At 73.7% G+C, this 15,349-nt stretch carries 17 protein-coding genes; 7 read left to right on the top strand and 10 right to left on the bottom strand.

Going from position 1 to position 15,349, the window contains the following annotated elements:
• Nucleotides 1-173: 173 nt before the first annotated feature.
• Both AC067N_RS14970 and AC067N_RS14965 read right to left on the bottom strand, forming a co-directional pair.
• On the bottom strand, nucleotides 174-698 hold the full coding sequence (locus AC067N_RS14970; protein ID WP_478679518.1) for a tRNA adenosine deaminase-associated protein: 525 nt from the start codon (nucleotides 696-698) through the stop codon (nucleotides 174-176).
• 330 nt (nucleotides 699-1,028) lie between these two features.
• A complete protein-coding gene (locus tag AC067N_RS14965; protein WP_478679517.1) occupies nucleotides 1,029-1,226 on the bottom strand; it encodes a hypothetical protein in 198 nt (65 codons plus the stop codon).
• 326 nt (nucleotides 1,227-1,552) lie between these two features.
• Here AC067N_RS14965 and upp point away from each other — a divergent pair, with 326 nt between their 5' ends.
• Complete coding sequence (upp, locus tag AC067N_RS14960; RefSeq protein ID WP_478679297.1) at nucleotides 1,553-2,188, top strand: uracil phosphoribosyltransferase; 636 nt, start codon at nucleotides 1,553-1,555, stop codon at nucleotides 2,186-2,188.
• A 25-nt stretch (nucleotides 2,189-2,213) separates the two neighbouring features.
• Here upp and AC067N_RS14955 read toward each other — a convergent pair whose 3' ends face one another.
• From AC067N_RS14955 to AC067N_RS14930, 6 genes are all read right to left on the bottom strand, one after another.
• Nucleotides 2,214-2,861 carry a LytR C-terminal domain-containing protein gene (locus tag AC067N_RS14955; RefSeq protein ID WP_478679516.1) on the bottom strand — a complete coding sequence of 216 codons (648 nt, stop codon included), beginning with the start codon at nucleotides 2,859-2,861 and terminating at the stop codon, nucleotides 2,214-2,216.
• 292 nt (nucleotides 2,862-3,153) lie between these two features.
• Entirely contained in the window at nucleotides 3,154-3,450 is a 297-nt protein-coding gene (locus tag AC067N_RS14950; RefSeq protein ID WP_003999914.1) for a type II toxin-antitoxin system VapB family antitoxin, read from the bottom strand.
• 185 nt (nucleotides 3,451-3,635) lie between these two features.
• Complete coding sequence (locus AC067N_RS14945) at nucleotides 3,636-3,788, bottom strand: hypothetical protein (RefSeq protein ID WP_478679296.1); 153 nt, start codon at nucleotides 3,786-3,788, stop codon at nucleotides 3,636-3,638.
• Between the two features lie 82 nt (nucleotides 3,789-3,870).
• Nucleotides 3,871-4,209 (bottom strand): hypothetical protein, encoded by a 339-nt coding sequence (locus AC067N_RS14940; RefSeq protein ID WP_478679295.1) that lies wholly within the window; start codon nucleotides 4,207-4,209, stop codon nucleotides 3,871-3,873.
• A 193-nt stretch (nucleotides 4,210-4,402) separates the two neighbouring features.
• Nucleotides 4,403-4,999, bottom strand: a complete 597-nt coding sequence (locus tag AC067N_RS14935; protein WP_478679294.1) for an HhH-GPD-type base excision DNA repair protein — start codon at nucleotides 4,997-4,999, stop codon at nucleotides 4,403-4,405.
• A 156-nt stretch (nucleotides 5,000-5,155) separates the two neighbouring features.
• On the bottom strand, nucleotides 5,156-5,914 hold the full coding sequence (locus tag AC067N_RS14930) for a siderophore-interacting protein (protein ID WP_478679515.1): 759 nt from the start codon (nucleotides 5,912-5,914) through the stop codon (nucleotides 5,156-5,158).
• A gap of 83 nt (nucleotides 5,915-5,997) precedes the next feature.
• Between AC067N_RS14930 and AC067N_RS14925 the strand changes: the two genes are divergently transcribed.
• The 4 genes from AC067N_RS14925 to AC067N_RS14910 all read left to right on the top strand — a co-directional run bounded on the left by AC067N_RS14925 (nucleotide 5,998) and on the right by AC067N_RS14910 (nucleotide 11,713).
• The gene (locus tag AC067N_RS14925) at nucleotides 5,998-8,271 is read left to right on the top strand and encodes a penicillin acylase family protein (RefSeq protein WP_478679293.1); all 2,274 of its coding nucleotides are present in this window, start codon (nucleotides 5,998-6,000) and stop codon (nucleotides 8,269-8,271) included.
• Nucleotides 8,261-8,905 (top strand): GNAT family N-acetyltransferase, encoded by a 645-nt coding sequence (locus AC067N_RS14920; protein WP_478679292.1) that lies wholly within the window; start codon nucleotides 8,261-8,263, stop codon nucleotides 8,903-8,905. The genes AC067N_RS14925 and AC067N_RS14920 overlap by 11 nt, the downstream gene beginning before the upstream one ends.
• Nucleotides 8,895-9,374 carry a cupin domain-containing protein gene (locus AC067N_RS14915; protein WP_478679291.1) on the top strand — a complete coding sequence of 160 codons (480 nt, stop codon included), beginning with the start codon at nucleotides 8,895-8,897 and terminating at the stop codon, nucleotides 9,372-9,374. Before AC067N_RS14920 ends, AC067N_RS14915 begins: the two co-directional genes overlap by 11 nt.
• 176 nt (nucleotides 9,375-9,550) lie before the next feature.
• On the top strand, nucleotides 9,551-11,713 hold the full coding sequence (locus AC067N_RS14910) for a copper resistance CopC/CopD family protein (protein ID WP_478679290.1): 2,163 nt from the start codon (nucleotides 9,551-9,553) through the stop codon (nucleotides 11,711-11,713).
• Between the two features lie 37 nt (nucleotides 11,714-11,750).
• Here the strand turns inward: AC067N_RS14910 and AC067N_RS14905 are convergent, their stop codons facing one another.
• Together AC067N_RS14905 and AC067N_RS14900 are read right to left on the bottom strand one after the other, a co-directional pair.
• Complete coding sequence (locus AC067N_RS14905) at nucleotides 11,751-12,599, bottom strand: DUF72 domain-containing protein (protein ID WP_478679289.1); 849 nt, start codon at nucleotides 12,597-12,599, stop codon at nucleotides 11,751-11,753.
• A 35-nt stretch (nucleotides 12,600-12,634) separates the two neighbouring features.
• On the bottom strand, nucleotides 12,635-13,603 hold the full coding sequence (locus AC067N_RS14900; RefSeq protein WP_478679288.1) for a TauD/TfdA dioxygenase family protein: 969 nt from the start codon (nucleotides 13,601-13,603) through the stop codon (nucleotides 12,635-12,637).
• A 330-nt stretch (nucleotides 13,604-13,933) separates the two neighbouring features.
• On the opposite strand from AC067N_RS14900, the gene AC067N_RS14895 reads away from it, so the two are divergent.
• Entirely contained in the window at nucleotides 13,934-14,824 is an 891-nt protein-coding gene (locus AC067N_RS14895) for an NAD(P)-dependent oxidoreductase (protein WP_478679287.1), read from the top strand.
• Nucleotides 14,817-15,263: a pyridoxamine 5'-phosphate oxidase family protein gene (locus AC067N_RS14890; RefSeq protein WP_478679286.1), complete on the top strand. Its 447-nt coding sequence runs from the start codon at nucleotides 14,817-14,819 to the stop codon at nucleotides 15,261-15,263. Before AC067N_RS14895 ends, AC067N_RS14890 begins: the two co-directional genes overlap by 8 nt.
• Nucleotides 15,264-15,349: the final 86 nt, after the last annotated feature.

The following is a 15,349-nucleotide window of genomic DNA, read 5'->3' as shown; positions in this document are numbered from 1 at the left end:
GCGCGGGGGACCCCATGCCGCGTTGCCGAAACGCCCGAACGGCTCCGCCATGAGGGCGCTCCGGTGCCTCGCGATCGCACGCGCCGGGCGCCGCGGCGCCCGCCCTTCGGGCGGACGACGGGCGGGCGACGGGCGGGCGACGGGCGGGCGACGGGGCTTTCGGAACACGGCCTCTAGCGGACCGTCTCCAGGACCTCGGAGGCGCCCAGGGCCTCGGCGATCGAGTTGAGCGCGTCGTCGGCGTCGAGGGCGCGCAGCTCCTTCTCGCTCACGCCCAGGTCGTCGAGGATCTCGGTGTCGCCGACCGGGCTGTGCGGCACGGACTCGGCGGCCGTGTCGTCGTCATCGCCGTCGGGCTCACCGTCCTCCGTACCGTCGAGGTCGAGGGAGTCCAGGTCGGGACCGTCGTCTCCGGGCTCCCTTCCGAGCAGTTCGGCGGTGAGCAGGATCTCGCCGTAGCTGCTGCGGGCAGCGGCGGCGGCGTCCGAGACATAGATACGAGGGTCGTCCTCGCCATCGATGCGGACGACGCCGAACCAGGCGTCCTCCTGTTCGATGAGCACCAGCACCGTGTCGTCGTCGGGCGAGGCTTCACGGGCCAGGTCGGCCAGATCCGACAGGGTTTCCACATCGTCGAGCTCTGTGTCGCTCGCTTCCCACCCGTCTTCGGTGCGCGCGAGCAGTGCGGCGAAGTACACCGTGACTCTCCCACTGGTCATAGGTGTGCCGGTTGGGGGTCCCCCCGGCGGAGGTCGATGGGCGGGGAGGCTGTGCTCCGAGCCCCACCCACTCGGAATCGTGGCAGAAACTGAGCGCCCAGGGGACGTCTTCGGCTCCCTGTGTCCGGCAGTTTTGATCGCCGGCCGGGCAAGGCGTTCACCTGCGCACCTGTTGCCGCCACCTGCGGATCGTACGCGGACTTCCCCGCCGCATCCGCACGGCCACCCCGTGAGTGCCCCGCGCATGCCCCGTGAGCCCCCCGGGAGGGGGTGCAAGGGGGCCGTCCGGCCGGATGCCGGACCGTGGTGCTACCAGCGGAAGGTGCGCATACGCATCGCGTGCCTGAGCCGAGCCGCCTTGGCCCGGCGCGGCTGCACCCGGTCGCGCAGTTCCCGCGCCTCCGTCAGCTCGCGCAGGAACTGGGCGCGGCGCCGCCTCCGCGCCGCGTCACCCTGCTCGTCGGCGTCGGCGTCGGCGTCCGCGTCGGCCTCCGCCGGCGCCCGCAGGTCCGCCCGCCGCCGTCGTTCGTCGGCCACCGGGCGCGGCGGATCTCCGTCCGTCGCTCGTGGTCCTTCCGGGTTCGTCCCCCGTGACCGGGTCCCGCCCGTCCTTCGCGGACGCAGGGACTCGTCGTCCACTCCCGCCATGGGCTCACCACCGTCCGGCATCGGCTCACCACCCCCGCCATGTCCCTCCCACTTTCCCTCCGGCGGCTGGTTTGATGCCATCAAACGGGTGAACCGCGCGGGTCGGGGTTGCTGTGCGGCGGGTGGACTGTTCACCGGCCGGGGACGGGGAGCCCGGTGCTGTTGCCCCCGTTACTGTTGTGGTCATGCGTCTCCACGTCGTCGACCACCCCCTGGTCGCCCACAAACTCACCACGCTGCGCGACCAGCGCACCGACTCCCCTACCTTCCGCCGTCTCGCCGACGAGCTGGTCACCCTGCTCGCCTACGAGGCCACCCGTGACGTGCGCACCGAGCAGGTCGACATCGAGACGCCGGTCGCCCCGACCACGGGCGTCAAGCTCTCCCACCCGCGCCCCCTGGTGGTGCCGATCCTGCGCGCCGGCCTCGGCATGCTCGACGGCATGGTCCGGCTGCTGCCGACCGCCGAGGTGGGGTTCCTGGGCATGATCCGCAACGAGGAGACGCTGGAGGCCTCCACGTACGCCACGCGCATGCCCGAGGACCTCTCCGGGCGTCAGGTGTACGTCCTCGACCCGATGCTCGCCACCGGCGGCACCCTGGTCGCCGCCATCCGCGAGCTGATCGCCCGGGGTGCCCACGACGTGACCGCCGTGGTGCTCCTCGCCGCGCCCGAGGGCGTGGAGGTCATGGAGCGGGAACTCGCGGGCACCCCGGTGACCGTGGTGACCGCCGCGGTCGACCAGCGCCTGAACGAGCACGGCTACATCGTGCCGGGCCTCGGGGACGCGGGCGACCGGCTGTACGGGGCGGCCGAGTAGGGACCGCCCGGGCCCCGGCCGGGGCTCAGCAGGTCTTCGTCTTCGCCGGCTGGGGCGCCGGCTCGGGCCTGGTCAGATCGGCCAGGGCCGCGTCGGCGTCCTTCCGCTTGCTGAGGGCCTTGAAGCCGGTGCCGATGACGAGGTCGACCTCGGTGGCCTTCCCGCGTCCGTCGGTCTTCAGCCGGGCCCCGGTGAGCTGGGTGTTCAGGACCGCAAGCGCCGTTTCCTCGGCCGCCTTCGCGCCGAGGAGCACGGCTGCTCCCTTGACCTTCTTGTCGTACTCCTCGGTCGCGTTGCCCACGTTCCCGATGCGGAAGCCGCGCTTCTTCAGTTCCTCGGCGGTGTCCTTGGCGAGGCCCGAGCGGGGCGTCGCGTTGAGGACGTTGACGGTGATCTTGCCGGGTGCCGGGTACGACTCCGGTTTGCCGGAGGTCTGGCCGGCGGCCTCGCCCGCTGCCGGTGAAGGGCTCACCCGGGCCGAGCAGTCCGCCTTGGGGCCGGCCGCGGCGGCCTGGTCCTCGCCGGTGAAGACATCGATGAGCTGCAGTGTTCCCCAGCCGGCCAGGCCCAGCGCGGTCGCGGACGCGACGACCGCGAGCACGAGCCTGCGGCGCCTCTTCGGTCGGCGCAGCCGCGGGTACTTGTCCCCCGTGATCCGGTACTGGCCGCCCATGCCGGGAGGAGTCAGCATGCTCATGGGCGCAGCGTAGTGCCGTTGGGCGGCAATGCCTACTAGATGATCATTGACTGTGCGGCAGTCCAACCCGAAAGGGTCAACTGGCGCGCCGGCGGCGGCATGGGCGCCGGGTCGGACGGCTGGGAGTACCGCGGCTGGAGCACACTCGCTCCGGCGCGGTCCGCTGCGGCGGACGGGAAGGCGGCCGCGACCGGGAACGCGATCGGGCGCCCTGGGGCGCGATCGGGAACGCGGTGGCCCGGGGCCGGTGGGTCCGGGGCGGTGGTGGTCAGTCCAGTTCGAGGACGCGGGCGTGCAGGACCTGGCGCTGCTGGAGGGCCGCGCGTACCGCGCGGTGGAGGCCGTCCTCCAGGTAAAGGTCCCCCTGCCACTTCACCACGTGCGCGAAGAGGTCGCCGTAGAACGTGGAGTCCTCGGCGAGGAGGGTCTCCAGGTCCAGCTGCCCCTTGGTCGTGACGAGCTGATCGAGGCGGACCGGGCGCGGCGCGACGTCCGCCCACTGCCGGGTGCTTTCCCGGCCGTGGTCGGGGTACGGCCGGCCGTTTCCGATGCGCTTGAAGATCACACGGAAAGCCTACCGGTCAAGACGTTCCGGGCGCAGCCATGGCGACGGAGTGCGACCCGGGAAAAGGTTCCGTGAATCGGTCAAACAGCGCATTCCCTGCGGTCGGGTGGTGTGCGAACCCTTTGTCCTCGGTGAGCCGAGTGCCCTGGAACCCATGGCTCCAGGGCACTCGGGCGGGGGTGGGTTCAGTCGCTTTCGAGGGCCTTCGGGCGGTGCCGTTCCCCGCCCTCGGGGTCACGGCCGCGTTCCGGGGGGTTCTCGGGGCGTGCCTTGGGCGCACTGCGCACGGCCTCCGCGCGGAGGAGGGCGCGCAGGACCGTGTACGGGTCGCTGGGCATGGCTGTGGGTCCTGTCCTGTGCTGGGTTCTTGCCGGTTTGCTGCCGGTTTCTCCGAGTGGGTGAGCTGCGGGGAGGGCTCGGTCAGCAGCGCAGGACCACGGAGCGCAGCACGTGGGGAAGGGGCGGGTGCCCGGACGGGGCCGCCGCGAGCAGGGGGAGTTCTGTCCTGGCGGGAAGCGGGGCGCACACCGCCGGGGCCCCGGGACGGGCCGCGGTGGCGGGACGCCGGCCGGGCCGGGACGGCGGCCGGGGGGCGGTCTCCACGAGGTCGTACTCGACGAGGACCGTCTCGCTCGACACGGGCAGCGCGGAACTCGCGTGAGCGGTGCCATGGGCGGCCGGGAGGACCAGGGCGAAGGCCAGGACGAGCACACGCAGCCACGTCCGTACGGCGACGGGGGCGTGCGGGGTCGTGCTCACGGAGACTGTCTGCCCGCGGAGCGCCCCCGCCGCATCGAGCGGACCGGAGAACCGCCCACTCGGCGTACCGGGCCGGAAGGGCGAAGTGCTTTGCGTGTCCTTCAGGGGCGCGGGGTACCGCGCCTGCGACGGCGGACGACGCGCACCGGCCGCACGATCCCACCCGCCCGAGCCCTACGGCGTATCGACGGCGCTACCCGGCACCCGTCTCCTTCTTCGCCTTGGCGGCCGCCTTCATCTCCTGCTTGTGCGCCCGGACCTTCGCCAGGGACTCGGGTCCCTTGATGTCGGCCACGGAACGGAACGTGTCCGGCTCGCCGTAGGCCCCCGCCGCCTCCCGCCATCCTTCCGGCCGGACGCCCAGCTGCTTGCCCAGGAGCGCGAGGAAGATCTGTGCCTTCTGGCGGCCGAAGCCGGGCAGGGCCTCCAGGCGGGCCAGGAGTTCCCCGCCCGTTCCGGCGTCCCTCCATACCCCGCTCGCGTCACCGTCGTAGTGCTCCACGAGGTACTGGCACAGCTGCTGGATCCGCTTGGCCATGGAGCCGGGGTAGCGGTGGACCGCCGGCTTGGTGGAGAGGACCCCCGCGAACTGCTCCGGGGGCATCGTGGCGATCTCGTGGGCGTCGAGGTCGTCCGCGCCGAGCCGCCCGGCGATGGTCGAGGGCCCTTTGAACGCCCACTCCATCGGCACCTGCTGGTCCAGCAGCATGCCGACCAGCGCGGCGAGCGGACTGCGTCCGAGGAGTTCGTCCGCCTCGGGATCCTGGGCGAGGTGAAGGGTGACGTTCATGCCCCGATGATGGCGCGGACCCCGACCCGCCGCAGCCCGGCACGTCCCCGTCCCCTGAGCGCCGCCGAGGCGGCCCGGCCGTGCCGCGGGCATCGCCCCTGGCGGCACGCCTTCCGGCGGCCCGGCTGTGCCGGTGCGCCATCCCCGCCGGCCCTTCTACGGTCGCCAGTACCCCAGCGCCTGTATCCGCTGCTTGGGCAGGCCCAGTTCCTTGCGGAAGTACGTGGTGAGGGAGCGGGTCGTGGCGGTGTCGCAGGCGATCCAGACGTACGGGTCCGGGGTGTCCCTCAGCAGGGCGGGGGCGTCCGACCGCACCCGGGTGACGAGGTGCGCGCCGGCGTCCCGGCGGGGGACCGGGCGGAGGTCGTGGTGGGCGGGGTCACGGCGGAGCGGGAGGCCGCCCATGTCGTCGGGCCCGGTCCCGGCCGGCGTCTCGAACCAGATCGTCGTCGGGGTCGAGGGCAGCGCGCCCAGCAGGGAGTTGATGGCCGGGAGCGACGCCGGGTCGCCGATGGCGAGGACGTGGGACGGGGTCGGATCGGGGTCGGTGAAGCCCGTGCCGTGGACGGTGGCCTCGATCGTGTCGCCCGGTGCGGCCGAGCGCGCCCAGTCGCTGGCCCGGCCCTCGTGGAGGGCGAACTCCAGGCTGAAGGTGCCTGCGGCCGGGTCGGGGTCGACGAGCGTGTACGCGCGCTGGTGAGGGCGGGCGGCGGCCCCCGTCCCCCCGGTGGGCGCGAACCAGAGGCGTACCCACATGGTGGGGTGGACGCCGGTCGCGGCGAGCATGCCGCCGTCGGCGAGGTGGATCCGCCGGTAGTCGTCGGTGACCTGTTCGGCGCCGGTGACCGTGAGGACGAAGTCCTTCGCCCGCAGCAGTTTGAGGACCGCGCCCTCCCAGCCGTGACCCTGCCCCATGACGCCCGCACCCTTCACGTACGCTTCCCCCATCTTGATTAGGTGAGGCTAACCTAAACCACAGTTGCATCACAGGGACAGACATGAGCACCGAGACTTACCGGGACGCCTGGGGCATCCCCCACCTCCGCGCGGCGGACGCCCGTGCGCTCGCCCGCGCGCAGGGCCGGGTCACCGCGCACGACCGGGCGTGGCAGCTGGAGGTCGAACGCCACCGGTCCCAGGGCACCTCGGCGTCCTTCCTCGGTGCGGACGCGCTCGGCTGGGACGTGTTCGCGAGACGGGCCAGGCTCGACGACACCGCGAGACGCTGCTTCGCCCGGCTGGAGAGACGGGACCCCGAGACCGCCGACTGGGTCCGCGCGTATGTCGACGGGGTCAACGAAGGGCTCGCCGAAGGGGCCCGCCGCACACCCGAGTTCGGGCGGGCCGGGCTCGTCCCCGGGCGCTGGGAGGCATGGCACCCGCTCGGCGTCTGGCTGGCCACGCACATCCTGTTCGCCGGGTTCCCCGCGAAGCTCTGGCGCGAGGAGGTCGTCCGGCACCTGGGCGCCGACGCGGTGGGGCTCTTCGCCACCGACGGGCCCGCCACCGCCGGCAGCAACGGCTGGCTGGTCGACGGGTCCCGTACGGCCACGGGGCGGGCCGTCATCGCCGGTGACCCGCACCGGTTCATCGAGGAACCCGGGGTCTACCAGCAGATCCGCCTCTCCTGCCCCGACTTCGACGTCGTGGGGCTCGCCGTCCCGGGCCTGCCGGGCATCGCCCACTTCGGCCACACCGGGCACGTGGCCTGGGCGATCACCAACGCCATGGCCGACTACCAGGATCTCTACCGGGAGCGGCTGCGCCGCACCGGGGCCGGGGACGTGGAGGCGCTCGACCCGGACGGGCGGTGGCGGCCCGCGCACCGGCACGTCGAGGCCGTAGAGGTCGCCGGCGGGGAACCCGTGGAGGTGGAGGTCATCGAGACCGCCCGGGGGCCGGTTGTCATCGGCGGCTGCGAGGAGGGGCCCGACGGCGGCACCGGTAGTGACCCCGTGGGCCCCGTCAGCCTCCGCTGCCCGCCCCGCGTCACCGAGGACCTCGGGATGAGCGCGCTGCTGCCCCTTCTCCGGGCGCGCGAGGTCGCCGACGTGGACCGGGCACTTGACCTGTGGGCCGAGCCGGTGAACGTGGTGCAGGCCGCGGACACCAAGGGCGGGGTGCTGCACCGGGTGGCCGGGCGGGTGCCGGTCCGCAGCGAGGAAAACCGCCGGGGAATCGTTCCCGCGTGGGAGCCGGGACACGGCTGGGAGGGCTGGCACGAGACGCCGTACGGCTCTTTCGAGGACGGCGTCGCCGTCATGGCGAACCAGCGGGGCCCGGCGACCCCGCTCGGTGTGGAGTTCGCGCCCCCGCACCGGGCCGACCGCATCCGGGAGCTGCTGGCCGGGAAGCCGGTCTGGTCGGCGCCGGACATGCCGGCGATCCACATGGACACCCATCTCGCCTCCGCCGCGCCCCTGCTGGAGTACTTGGCCGCTCTCCCGGACGGCACCGACGGCCCGGACGGTCCGCACAGCACTGACGGTCCGGACGGCCCCGACGGTCCGGACGCCCGCGACGGCCTGACCCCGGCCGCCGCCGGCCTGCGGGCCCGGCTGCTCGGCTGGGACCGGCGGATGGGGGCCGACAGCGTCGAGGCCGCGGCGTACGCGGCGGTGCGCGGCGCGCTCGTACGGCGGCTCGCCGCCCAGCCCGCCTTCGCGGCGCTGGCCCAGCCGCAGGCGTATCCGGAGATCTTCCGGCCGTGGCTCTCGCTCACCGTCCGGATCGGCTTTGCGCTCGAACATCTGCTGCGGGCCGAGGAGTTGTACGGGATCGACCGCGCGGGCCTGGTGCGGGAGGCGGTGGAGGAGGTGGCCGCCGACACGTTCGGGCCCTGGGGCGACAGCCACCGGCTCGCGCCGTGGCGGGCGCTCGAACCCGCCGACCCGTCCGCCGCGTACGTGGAGCCGGGGCTCGGCGGTGACCACGACTGCGTGCTGTGCACCTCCGCCGTCCCCGGCATCACCGACCTCAGCGCGCGCGGCCCCGCCGCCCGTTACGTCTGGGATCTGGCCCGGCGCGAGGACAGCCTCTGGGTGGTGCCGTTCGGGGCGTCCGGCGTGCCCGGCTCCGCCCACCACCGCGACCAGCTTCCCCTCTGGCTGCGGGGGCAGCTCGTACCGGTCGTGACCGACTGGGACCGGCTCACCGAGGACAGCGAGTACAGCGCGTGCAGCCGGCAAGGAGCAGAGCCGGCAGCCGGTACAGCCGGCAGCCCGTACAGCCGGGGCAGCGAAGGGAACGAGGAGAGCGACGATGAGCGTTGACGGGTACGGCGGCCGCGCGGCCGTCCACGAGCAGGTGATCGAGGGCTTCGGGGCCGTGCGTGTCCTGCCGCTGGACCCGGAGGCCGACGCCGGCGTCGTCCACGGCTGGGTGAGCGAGCCCCGGGCCGAGTTCTGGGGCATGAACGGACTCACCGAGGAGCAGGTCAGGGAGATCTACGCCCATCTCGGCACCCTCGACACCCACCACGCCTTCCTCGCCCTGCGCGACGGCGAGCCCGTCGGACTGCTCCAGACGTACGAGCCGGAGGCCGACCGGGTCGGCGAGTGCTACGAGGTCGAGCCCGGCGACATCGGCGTGCACGTGCTGCTGGCGCCCGCCGGGCGGGGCGGGGCCCGGCCGGGGTGGTCGGCCTCGGTGCTGGCGGCCTTCACGTCGTATGTGCTGGTCGGGCTGGACCGGCGGCGGGTGGTCGTCGACCCGGACGTGCGGAACGAGAAGGCGATCGCGCGGTTCCTGCGCCAGGGGTTCGAACGCGGGCCGGTGGTCGTGCTGCCGGAGATCGATCTGCCCGACGTGTATCTGCCGGAGAAGCGGGCGCAGCTGGCGTTCCTGCGCCGGGAGAAGGTGTTCGGGCGGCAGGCCGCGGACGTAGCGTGGGCGGGTGACTCCTGAAGACCTGATCGCGCACTACGCGTTGGAGCCCATCCCCCGGGAGGGCGGGCGCTTCCGCCAGACGTGGGCGGGGCCCGAGCGGGCCGACGGGCGGCCGGAGGGGACGGCGATCGTCGCCCTGCTCACCGCCGAGCCGGGGGACTGCTCGGCGCTGCACCGGCTGCCGACCGACGAGATCTGGCACTTCCACCTCGGCGATCCCCTCCAGCTGCTGCTCCTGCGTCCCGACGGCTCCTCGGACGTCGTCGTCCTCGGACCGGACGTGCTCGGCGGGCAGCACGTGCAGTACGTCGTGCCCGCGGGGAGCTGGATGGGTGCGCGGGTGGCGGTCGGCGGGGCGTGGACGCTGTTCGGCTGCACGATGGCGCCGGGGTTCACCTACGAGGGCTACGAGCACGGCGACGCCGGGGAGTTGGCGCGGCTGTACCCCGGGCAGGCGGCACTGATCGCCGAGCTGGGGAGGGCGTGAGGGCGGGCGCCCGGGGTGAGTGGTGAACACACGCTTCTCGGCGCCCGTACCTACGCGGAGGAATCCGAGAGCCGGCGACAGTGGATCCGGAGCGCGACGTGGGCCGACGCAGTGACAGGGACGAGAGTCGACAGGGCGGAGCGGGCGGGAGGGGCCGCCCGGGTGTTCGGCGTCTGGTGCTGCTGGGCACCGTGCTGGTCCTGTTCCTCCTCGGCGGGGCGGGGACCGCGTCCGCGCACGCCGCGCTCAAGGGCACCGATCCCGCCGACGGCAGCGTCCTCGACTCCGCCCCCGAGGACGTCACCCTCACCTTCACGGAACCGGTGAGCCTCCTCCAGGACTCCATCCGCGTCATCGACCCGGAGAACCGCGCGGTCGACACGGGCAAGCCGGGGCGGTCCGGGGACCGGTCCGACACGGCCCGCGTCACCCTGCCCGCCGGACTGGCCGACGGCACGTACACCGTCGCCTGGCGGGTGATCTCCGCCGACAGCCACCCCATCTCCGGCGCCCTGATCTTCTCGGTCGGCGAACCCTCCGCCACCTCCGCGAGCCTTCCCGCCGACCTCGCCGAGGACCCCCTCACAGCCTCCTTCTACGACATCACCCGCTACTTCGCCTACGGCGCCCTGGCCCTGCTCATCGGTGTCACCGTCTTCGTGACCGCCGTCCTCGGACGGGCCGACGACACGCTCCGCAAGCTGCTCCTGTCCGGCTGGCTGGCCCTGTCGCTGGCCTCGGTGGTCCTGTTGCTGCTGCGGGGGCCGTACGAGCGGGGCAGCGGCATCGGGGCCGCGCTCGACCCGTCCGTCCTCGGCGGCACGGTCGGGACCAGGCCGGGCCTCGCACTGCTGGCGAGGCTCGCGCTGCTCGCCGTGACCCTCGTCCTCCTCCTGCGGGTCCGCCCTCAGGAGCGCTGGGGGCGGGGTGCGGCCGGTGCGGGGGCCCTGCTCTCGGTCGGGCTCGCCGGGACCTGGGCCGCCGCCGAGCACGCCTCCGCCGGTATCCAGGTGCCGGTGGCGATGACCTCCTCCGTGCTCCACCTGCTCGCCATGGCCGTGTGGCTGGGCGGCCTGACGGCCCTGCTGACCGTGCTGTACCGGGCCCCGGAGGCGCTGTCGGCCGCCGTGGTCACTCGGTTCTCCCGCCTGGCCTTCGCATCGGTGGTCGTCCTGGCCGTCACCGGCGTCTACCAGTCCTGGCGCGGACTCGGCTCCTGGTCCGCCTTCACCACGACGGCGTACGGCGAGGTCCTGATCGCCAAGCTGGTGGCGGTCGCACTGCTGCTGGCCGCGGCCGGGTTCTCCCGGCGGTGGACGGGCCGGTTCGGGGCGATGGCGGCCGAGGACGCGGTGAGCGCCGAGAGCGCCGAGAGCGCCGAGAGCGCCGAGAGCGCCGAGAGCACGGAGACGGTGGGTAGGGCGTCGGCCGTGGCGGAGGCTCGTGTGCCGCAGCCGGTGGGGGCGGTGGCCCGGGTGGACGGCGGGGCAGCGGCCGAGACGCCCGCGGTCTCCGGCGTCGACCCCGGCTCTGGTTCCGACCCCGGCCCCGATGCCGGTTCTGGTTCCGGCACCGGCTCTGACACCGGTTCTGGTTCCGGCACCGGCTCTGACACCGGTTCTGGCACCGGCACCGGCTCTGACACCGGTTCTGGCACCGGCACCGCCGTATCCCCGGTCTCCGGCGACGACTCCGCCGATCACGGACCCGCCGCCCCCGGCACCACGGACCCCGAGGACGCCGCACCCGCAGCCACCGGTTCCCCCGACGGCGCGCCCCCTGCCGTCTCCCCCGACGACTCCACCCCAGGCACCCCCGCCACCCGCGGCACCCCTTCCGACCGGCATCGTCTCGCCCTGCGCCGCAGTGTGCTCGCCGAGTTCACCGTGGCGGTGGTGGTGCTGGTGATCACGACCGTGCTGACGGGCACCCTGCCCGGCCGGGCGGCGGCGGAGAGCGCGCAGGGGGCCGGAGGCGCGGCAGCGGCGCCGGGGGAGATCACGGCCTCCTCGACCGTCGTACCGTTCGACGTGGGCACCCCGAACGGGCACGGCAAGGTCCAGATCGACCTCGGCCCGGGCAAGGTCGGCAAGAACTCCGTGCAGGCCGTGGTGTTCGGCCCCGACGACGGCATCGCGACGGTCCCCGAACTGCGCCTCACCTTCACCCTGGAGGCGCAGAAGGTCGGCCCGATCGACGCCAGGCTGACCAACCGGGGCGGCTACTGGGCCACCGACACCCTCCAGATACCCCTACCGGGCACATGGACGATGAAGTTGACGGTCCGTACGACGGACATCGACCAGGTGACGGTGGAGAAGAAGGTCCGGGTCGGCTGAGGGTTGTCCCGGGAATTACGGGACACCCTTGAGGCTGTCACACGGCCAGCAGGCGGCGCATCGTCTCCGCCGCCCGTACGGCCGCGTCGGCGCAGCAGTTGTTGAACAGCACGTGCAGTTCTTCGACCCGGTCGGCGGCCGTGCGCAACCGCGGGAGCCACTCGGTGAGTTCGGCCTCCGAGTAGTCGTGGCGGAAACGGTCCTCCTTGCTGCCGGTGCCCCACGCGGGGCTCCGGCCGTGGAACCGTACGACGGCCAGCTCGGGCGAGGTGACCGGCGCCAGGGGCGGCAGCGAGGTGCCGAGCCCCTGGGCCATGTCGACGCCGACGGCGACCAGGCCGAGGCGGGACAGCAGGGCCGCGGTCTCGTCCGCCTGGCCGGGGCGCCACCACGCCGGGTGCCGGAACTCGACCGAGACCGGCCAGCCCGCCGTGCGTTCCGCGCACTCCGTCAGCGTCTTCTCCGCCCGTGGCCCCGGCGCCAGCCACGGCGGGAACTGGAACAGCACGGCGCCCAGCCGGTCCGCCGTCCGCAGCGGCTCCACGGCGTGGGTGAAGCGCTCCCAGATCCGGTCGAGCAGACCGGGCAGATGGGACGTCCGGCCGCGCAGGTCCTCGGGGAGCGCCGTCGGACGGGTCGGATGGCCGGTCAGGAGCGAGAACGCCTTGACGTCGAACCGGAATCCGGGCGGCGTCCGCTCGGCCCAGAGGACGGCGTTGCGGCGGCTGGGCAGCGCGTAGTAGCCGGAGTCGACCTCGACGACCGGGAACCGCTCGGCGTAGTACCGCAGTCGGGACTCGGCGTCGCGCCGGCCGCGCGGATACCAGCCGCCGGCCAGTAACGCGCGGTCCGTCCAGGAACAGGTACCGATCAGCAGCTCGCCCATGGGGTGCCGGTTACCCGGAATCGGGCGGGGGACGACTACTCGTCGCGCGGGTCGTGCAGCGGCGCGCCCACGAGCGACTTCGACGGGGTGCCGTCCGCGCCGACGGGGGGCTCCCCGGCCACCATCACCCGGTGCATGATGCGCGGAAAGCCCAGGTGCGCGGTGTCGTTGGGGGCCAGGTGGACGGTGGCCCGGTTGTCCCAGAGCGCCACGGAGCCCGGCTCCCAGCGGAAGCGGACGGTGTACTCGGGGCGCGTGATCTGCTCCACGAACATCTCCAGGAGGAGCCGGCTCTCCGCCCGGGTCACGTCGACGATGTTCTCCACGTAGTAAGGGTTGACGAAGAGGACGCGTTCGCCGGTCTCGGGATGCACGCGGACGACCGGGTGGACCGAGGCGACCTGGTGGTCCTGGAGGTGGCGCAGATACGGGTCGGGGCCGGAGCGGGCGAGATAGCCGACGCCGAGGCGGTGCTCGGCGCGCAACCCGTCGGCGAACCGGCGTACGGGTTCGGAGAGCCCGGCGTACGCGGTGGCGAGATTGGCCCAGGTGGTGTCACCGCCGTACGGGGGCACCTGTTCGGCGCGGAGGAGGGTGAGGGCGGGCGGGTCGACGCGGGCGGTGTGGTCGCCGTGCCAGCCGCGCAGCGTCGAGTGGCGGCGCCGCTCCAGCCATTCGGCCTGGTCCATGCCGTGCTTGCGGCCCAGCTCCTGGCGGTCGGCGGTCGTCTCGACCTCGGGGTACTCCGCGGGCGACACCGAGCCGCGCGAGCGGAGCCGGATCGGCTCCCCGAAGCGCCGCGCGAACGCGATCTGCCCGGCGTGGTCCAGCCGCTGCCCCCGGAAGAACACGACCTTCCAGCGCAGCAGCGCCGAGCGGATGCCGTCGACCGTGCGGTCGTCCAGGGGCCCGGAGAGGTCCACCCCGTGGATCTCGGCGCCGATGTGCCCCGACGCGGGCCGTACATCGAGCCCCTCGACGGCTCCCGTGCTGTCGCTGTCCATCGCTCGCCCTTCACCGCTCCGTACGACTGTCGTACACGTCCTACCCGCGGGGCGGGTTCTTTCAGGCGGGCTCTTCCACGCGGGTCCTTCTACACGGGCCCTTCAGACGGGCCTGCCACACGGGCCCTTCAGACGGGCCTGCCACACGGGCCCTTCAGGCGGGCCTGCCAGGCCGGCCCTTTCAAACGGGTGTGCGACCGGCGTGCCGCCCACGGCACCCTTCTCCGCGCGGCCGTCGCTGCCCGGCCGGCCGCGCCGCGCGGGGTGACGCCGACCGGGCCGGTCGGAGAAGTAATCTCCGAAGGCAGGAAGGTGATGGGAGATCACGTCATGAGCGACAAGCCGACCGTCGGCGTCCTGGGCACCGGCATCATGGGGGCGGCGATGGCCCGCAACCTGGCCCGGGCCGGGCACGCCGTACGCGCCTGGAACCGCACCCGTGCGAAGGCCGAGCCGCTGACGGCCGACGGCGTCCACGTCGTCGACACCCCCGCCGAGGCCGTACGGGGCGCCGATGTCGTCCTCACGATGCTGTACGACGGGGCCACCGTGCTGGACGTGATGCGCGAGGCGGCACCGGGTCTGCGCGCGGGCGCCGCCTGGGTCCAGTCCACCACCGCCGGTCCCGAAGCCGTCGCCGGACTGGCCGCCCTGGCCGGCGAACACGGCCTGGTCTTCTACGACGCCCCCGTCCTCGGCACCCGGCAGCCCGCCGAGGCAGGGCAGCTGACGGTCCTCGCGGCCGGTCCGGCGGCCGGACGGGAGGCGGTGACGCCCGTCTTCGACGCCGTGGGCGCCCGTACGGTGTGGACCGGTGAGGACGGGGCGACGGGCACCGCCACCCGGCTCAAGCTCGTGGCCAACAGCTGGGTGCTCGCCGCGACCAACGCGGCCGGCGAGACCCTCGCCCTGTCCAGGGCCCTCGGCGTGGACCCCGCCGCCTTCTTCGAGATCATCGAGGGGGGTCCCCTCGACATGGGCTATCTCCGCGCCAAGTCCGCCCTCATCCTGGAGGACAGGCTCTCCCCGGCGTCCTTCGCCGTGGCCACCGCCGCCAAGGACGCCCGGCTGATCGTCGAGGCCGGACAGCGGCACGGCGTCCGCCTCGACGTGGCCGCCGCCGGTGCCGAACGCCTGGCCCGTGCCGCCGCCCAGGGCCACGCCGACGAGGACATGGCCGCCGCGTACTTCGCCAGCTTCGGCGAGGCCGGGGATGAGTGAGGCGCCGGGGAAGGGCGACCCCGCCGCACCGCCGCACCGCCGCACCGCCGCACCGCCGGACGCGGCCGTCCGGGAGCGGCTGGACCGGGAGCGGAACGTCTGGCTGTGCACCGTACGGCCGGACGGGTCCCCTCTTGTGACGCCGGTCTGGTTCGTGTTCCACCGGGGCGGCTGGTGGATCGGCGCGGACGACGACTCCGTCAAGGTCCGCAACATCGAGCGGTACGCGCGCGTGTCGCCGGCGCTGGAGGACGGCCGGTGGCCCGTGGTGGCCGAAGGGGACGCCGTGGTGCACCGCAGCCCGTTCCCGCCGGACGTCCCCGCCGCCTTCATCGCGAAGTACGCCGAGGACGTCACCGCCCCGTACCGCCAGGGCAGCTCACGCGTACTCCTCGAAGTCCCCGTCCACCGCTGGCTCCTGTCGGGCACGGCCCAGTAGGAAGCCCTCCGCACGCCGCCGCCGAGCTGCCTCCCTCTCGAAACCGCGCCGATGGCGGGCCCGCCGTCCCGCCCTCGCGGCGTCAG

This window comes from Streptomyces sp. NPDC042364 (assembly GCF_056437585.1).
Note: the sequence above shows the minus strand (reverse complement) of the source record. Positions and strands in the feature narration are given on the sequence as shown.

Bases quoted from the DNA above. Each gene is read 5' to 3' on its own strand.
- upp (WP_478679297.1), top strand. From the start codon at position 1,553: ATGCGTCTCCACGTCGTCGACCACCCCCTGGTCGCCCACAAACTCACC.
- AC067N_RS14905 (WP_478679289.1), bottom strand. From the start codon at position 12,599: ATGGGCGAGCTGCTGATCGGTACCTGTTCCTGGACGGACCGCGCGTTA.
- AC067N_RS14945 (WP_478679296.1), bottom strand. From the start codon at position 3,788: ATGCCCAGCGACCCGTACACGGTCCTGCGCGCCCTCCTCCGCGCGGAG.
- AC067N_RS14955 (WP_478679516.1), bottom strand. From the start codon at position 2,861: ATGGGCGGCCAGTACCGGATCACGGGGGACAAGTACCCGCGGCTGCGC.
- AC067N_RS14890 (WP_478679286.1), top strand. From the start codon at position 14,817: ATGAGTGAGGCGCCGGGGAAGGGCGACCCCGCCGCACCGCCGCACCGC.
- AC067N_RS14900 (WP_478679288.1), bottom strand. From the start codon at position 13,603: ATGGACAGCGACAGCACGGGAGCCGTCGAGGGGCTCGATGTACGGCCC.
- AC067N_RS14930 (WP_478679515.1), bottom strand. From the start codon at position 5,914: ATGGGGCAGGGTCACGGCTGGGAGGGCGCGGTCCTCAAACTGCTGCGG.
- AC067N_RS14925 (WP_478679293.1), top strand. From the start codon at position 5,998: ATGAGCACCGAGACTTACCGGGACGCCTGGGGCATCCCCCACCTCCGC.
- AC067N_RS14935 (WP_478679294.1), bottom strand. From the start codon at position 4,999: ATGAACGTCACCCTTCACCTCGCCCAGGATCCCGAGGCGGACGAACTC.
- AC067N_RS14895 (WP_478679287.1), top strand. From the start codon at position 13,934: ATGAGCGACAAGCCGACCGTCGGCGTCCTGGGCACCGGCATCATGGGG.
- AC067N_RS14920 (WP_478679292.1), top strand. From the start codon at position 8,261: ATGAGCGTTGACGGGTACGGCGGCCGCGCGGCCGTCCACGAGCAGGTG.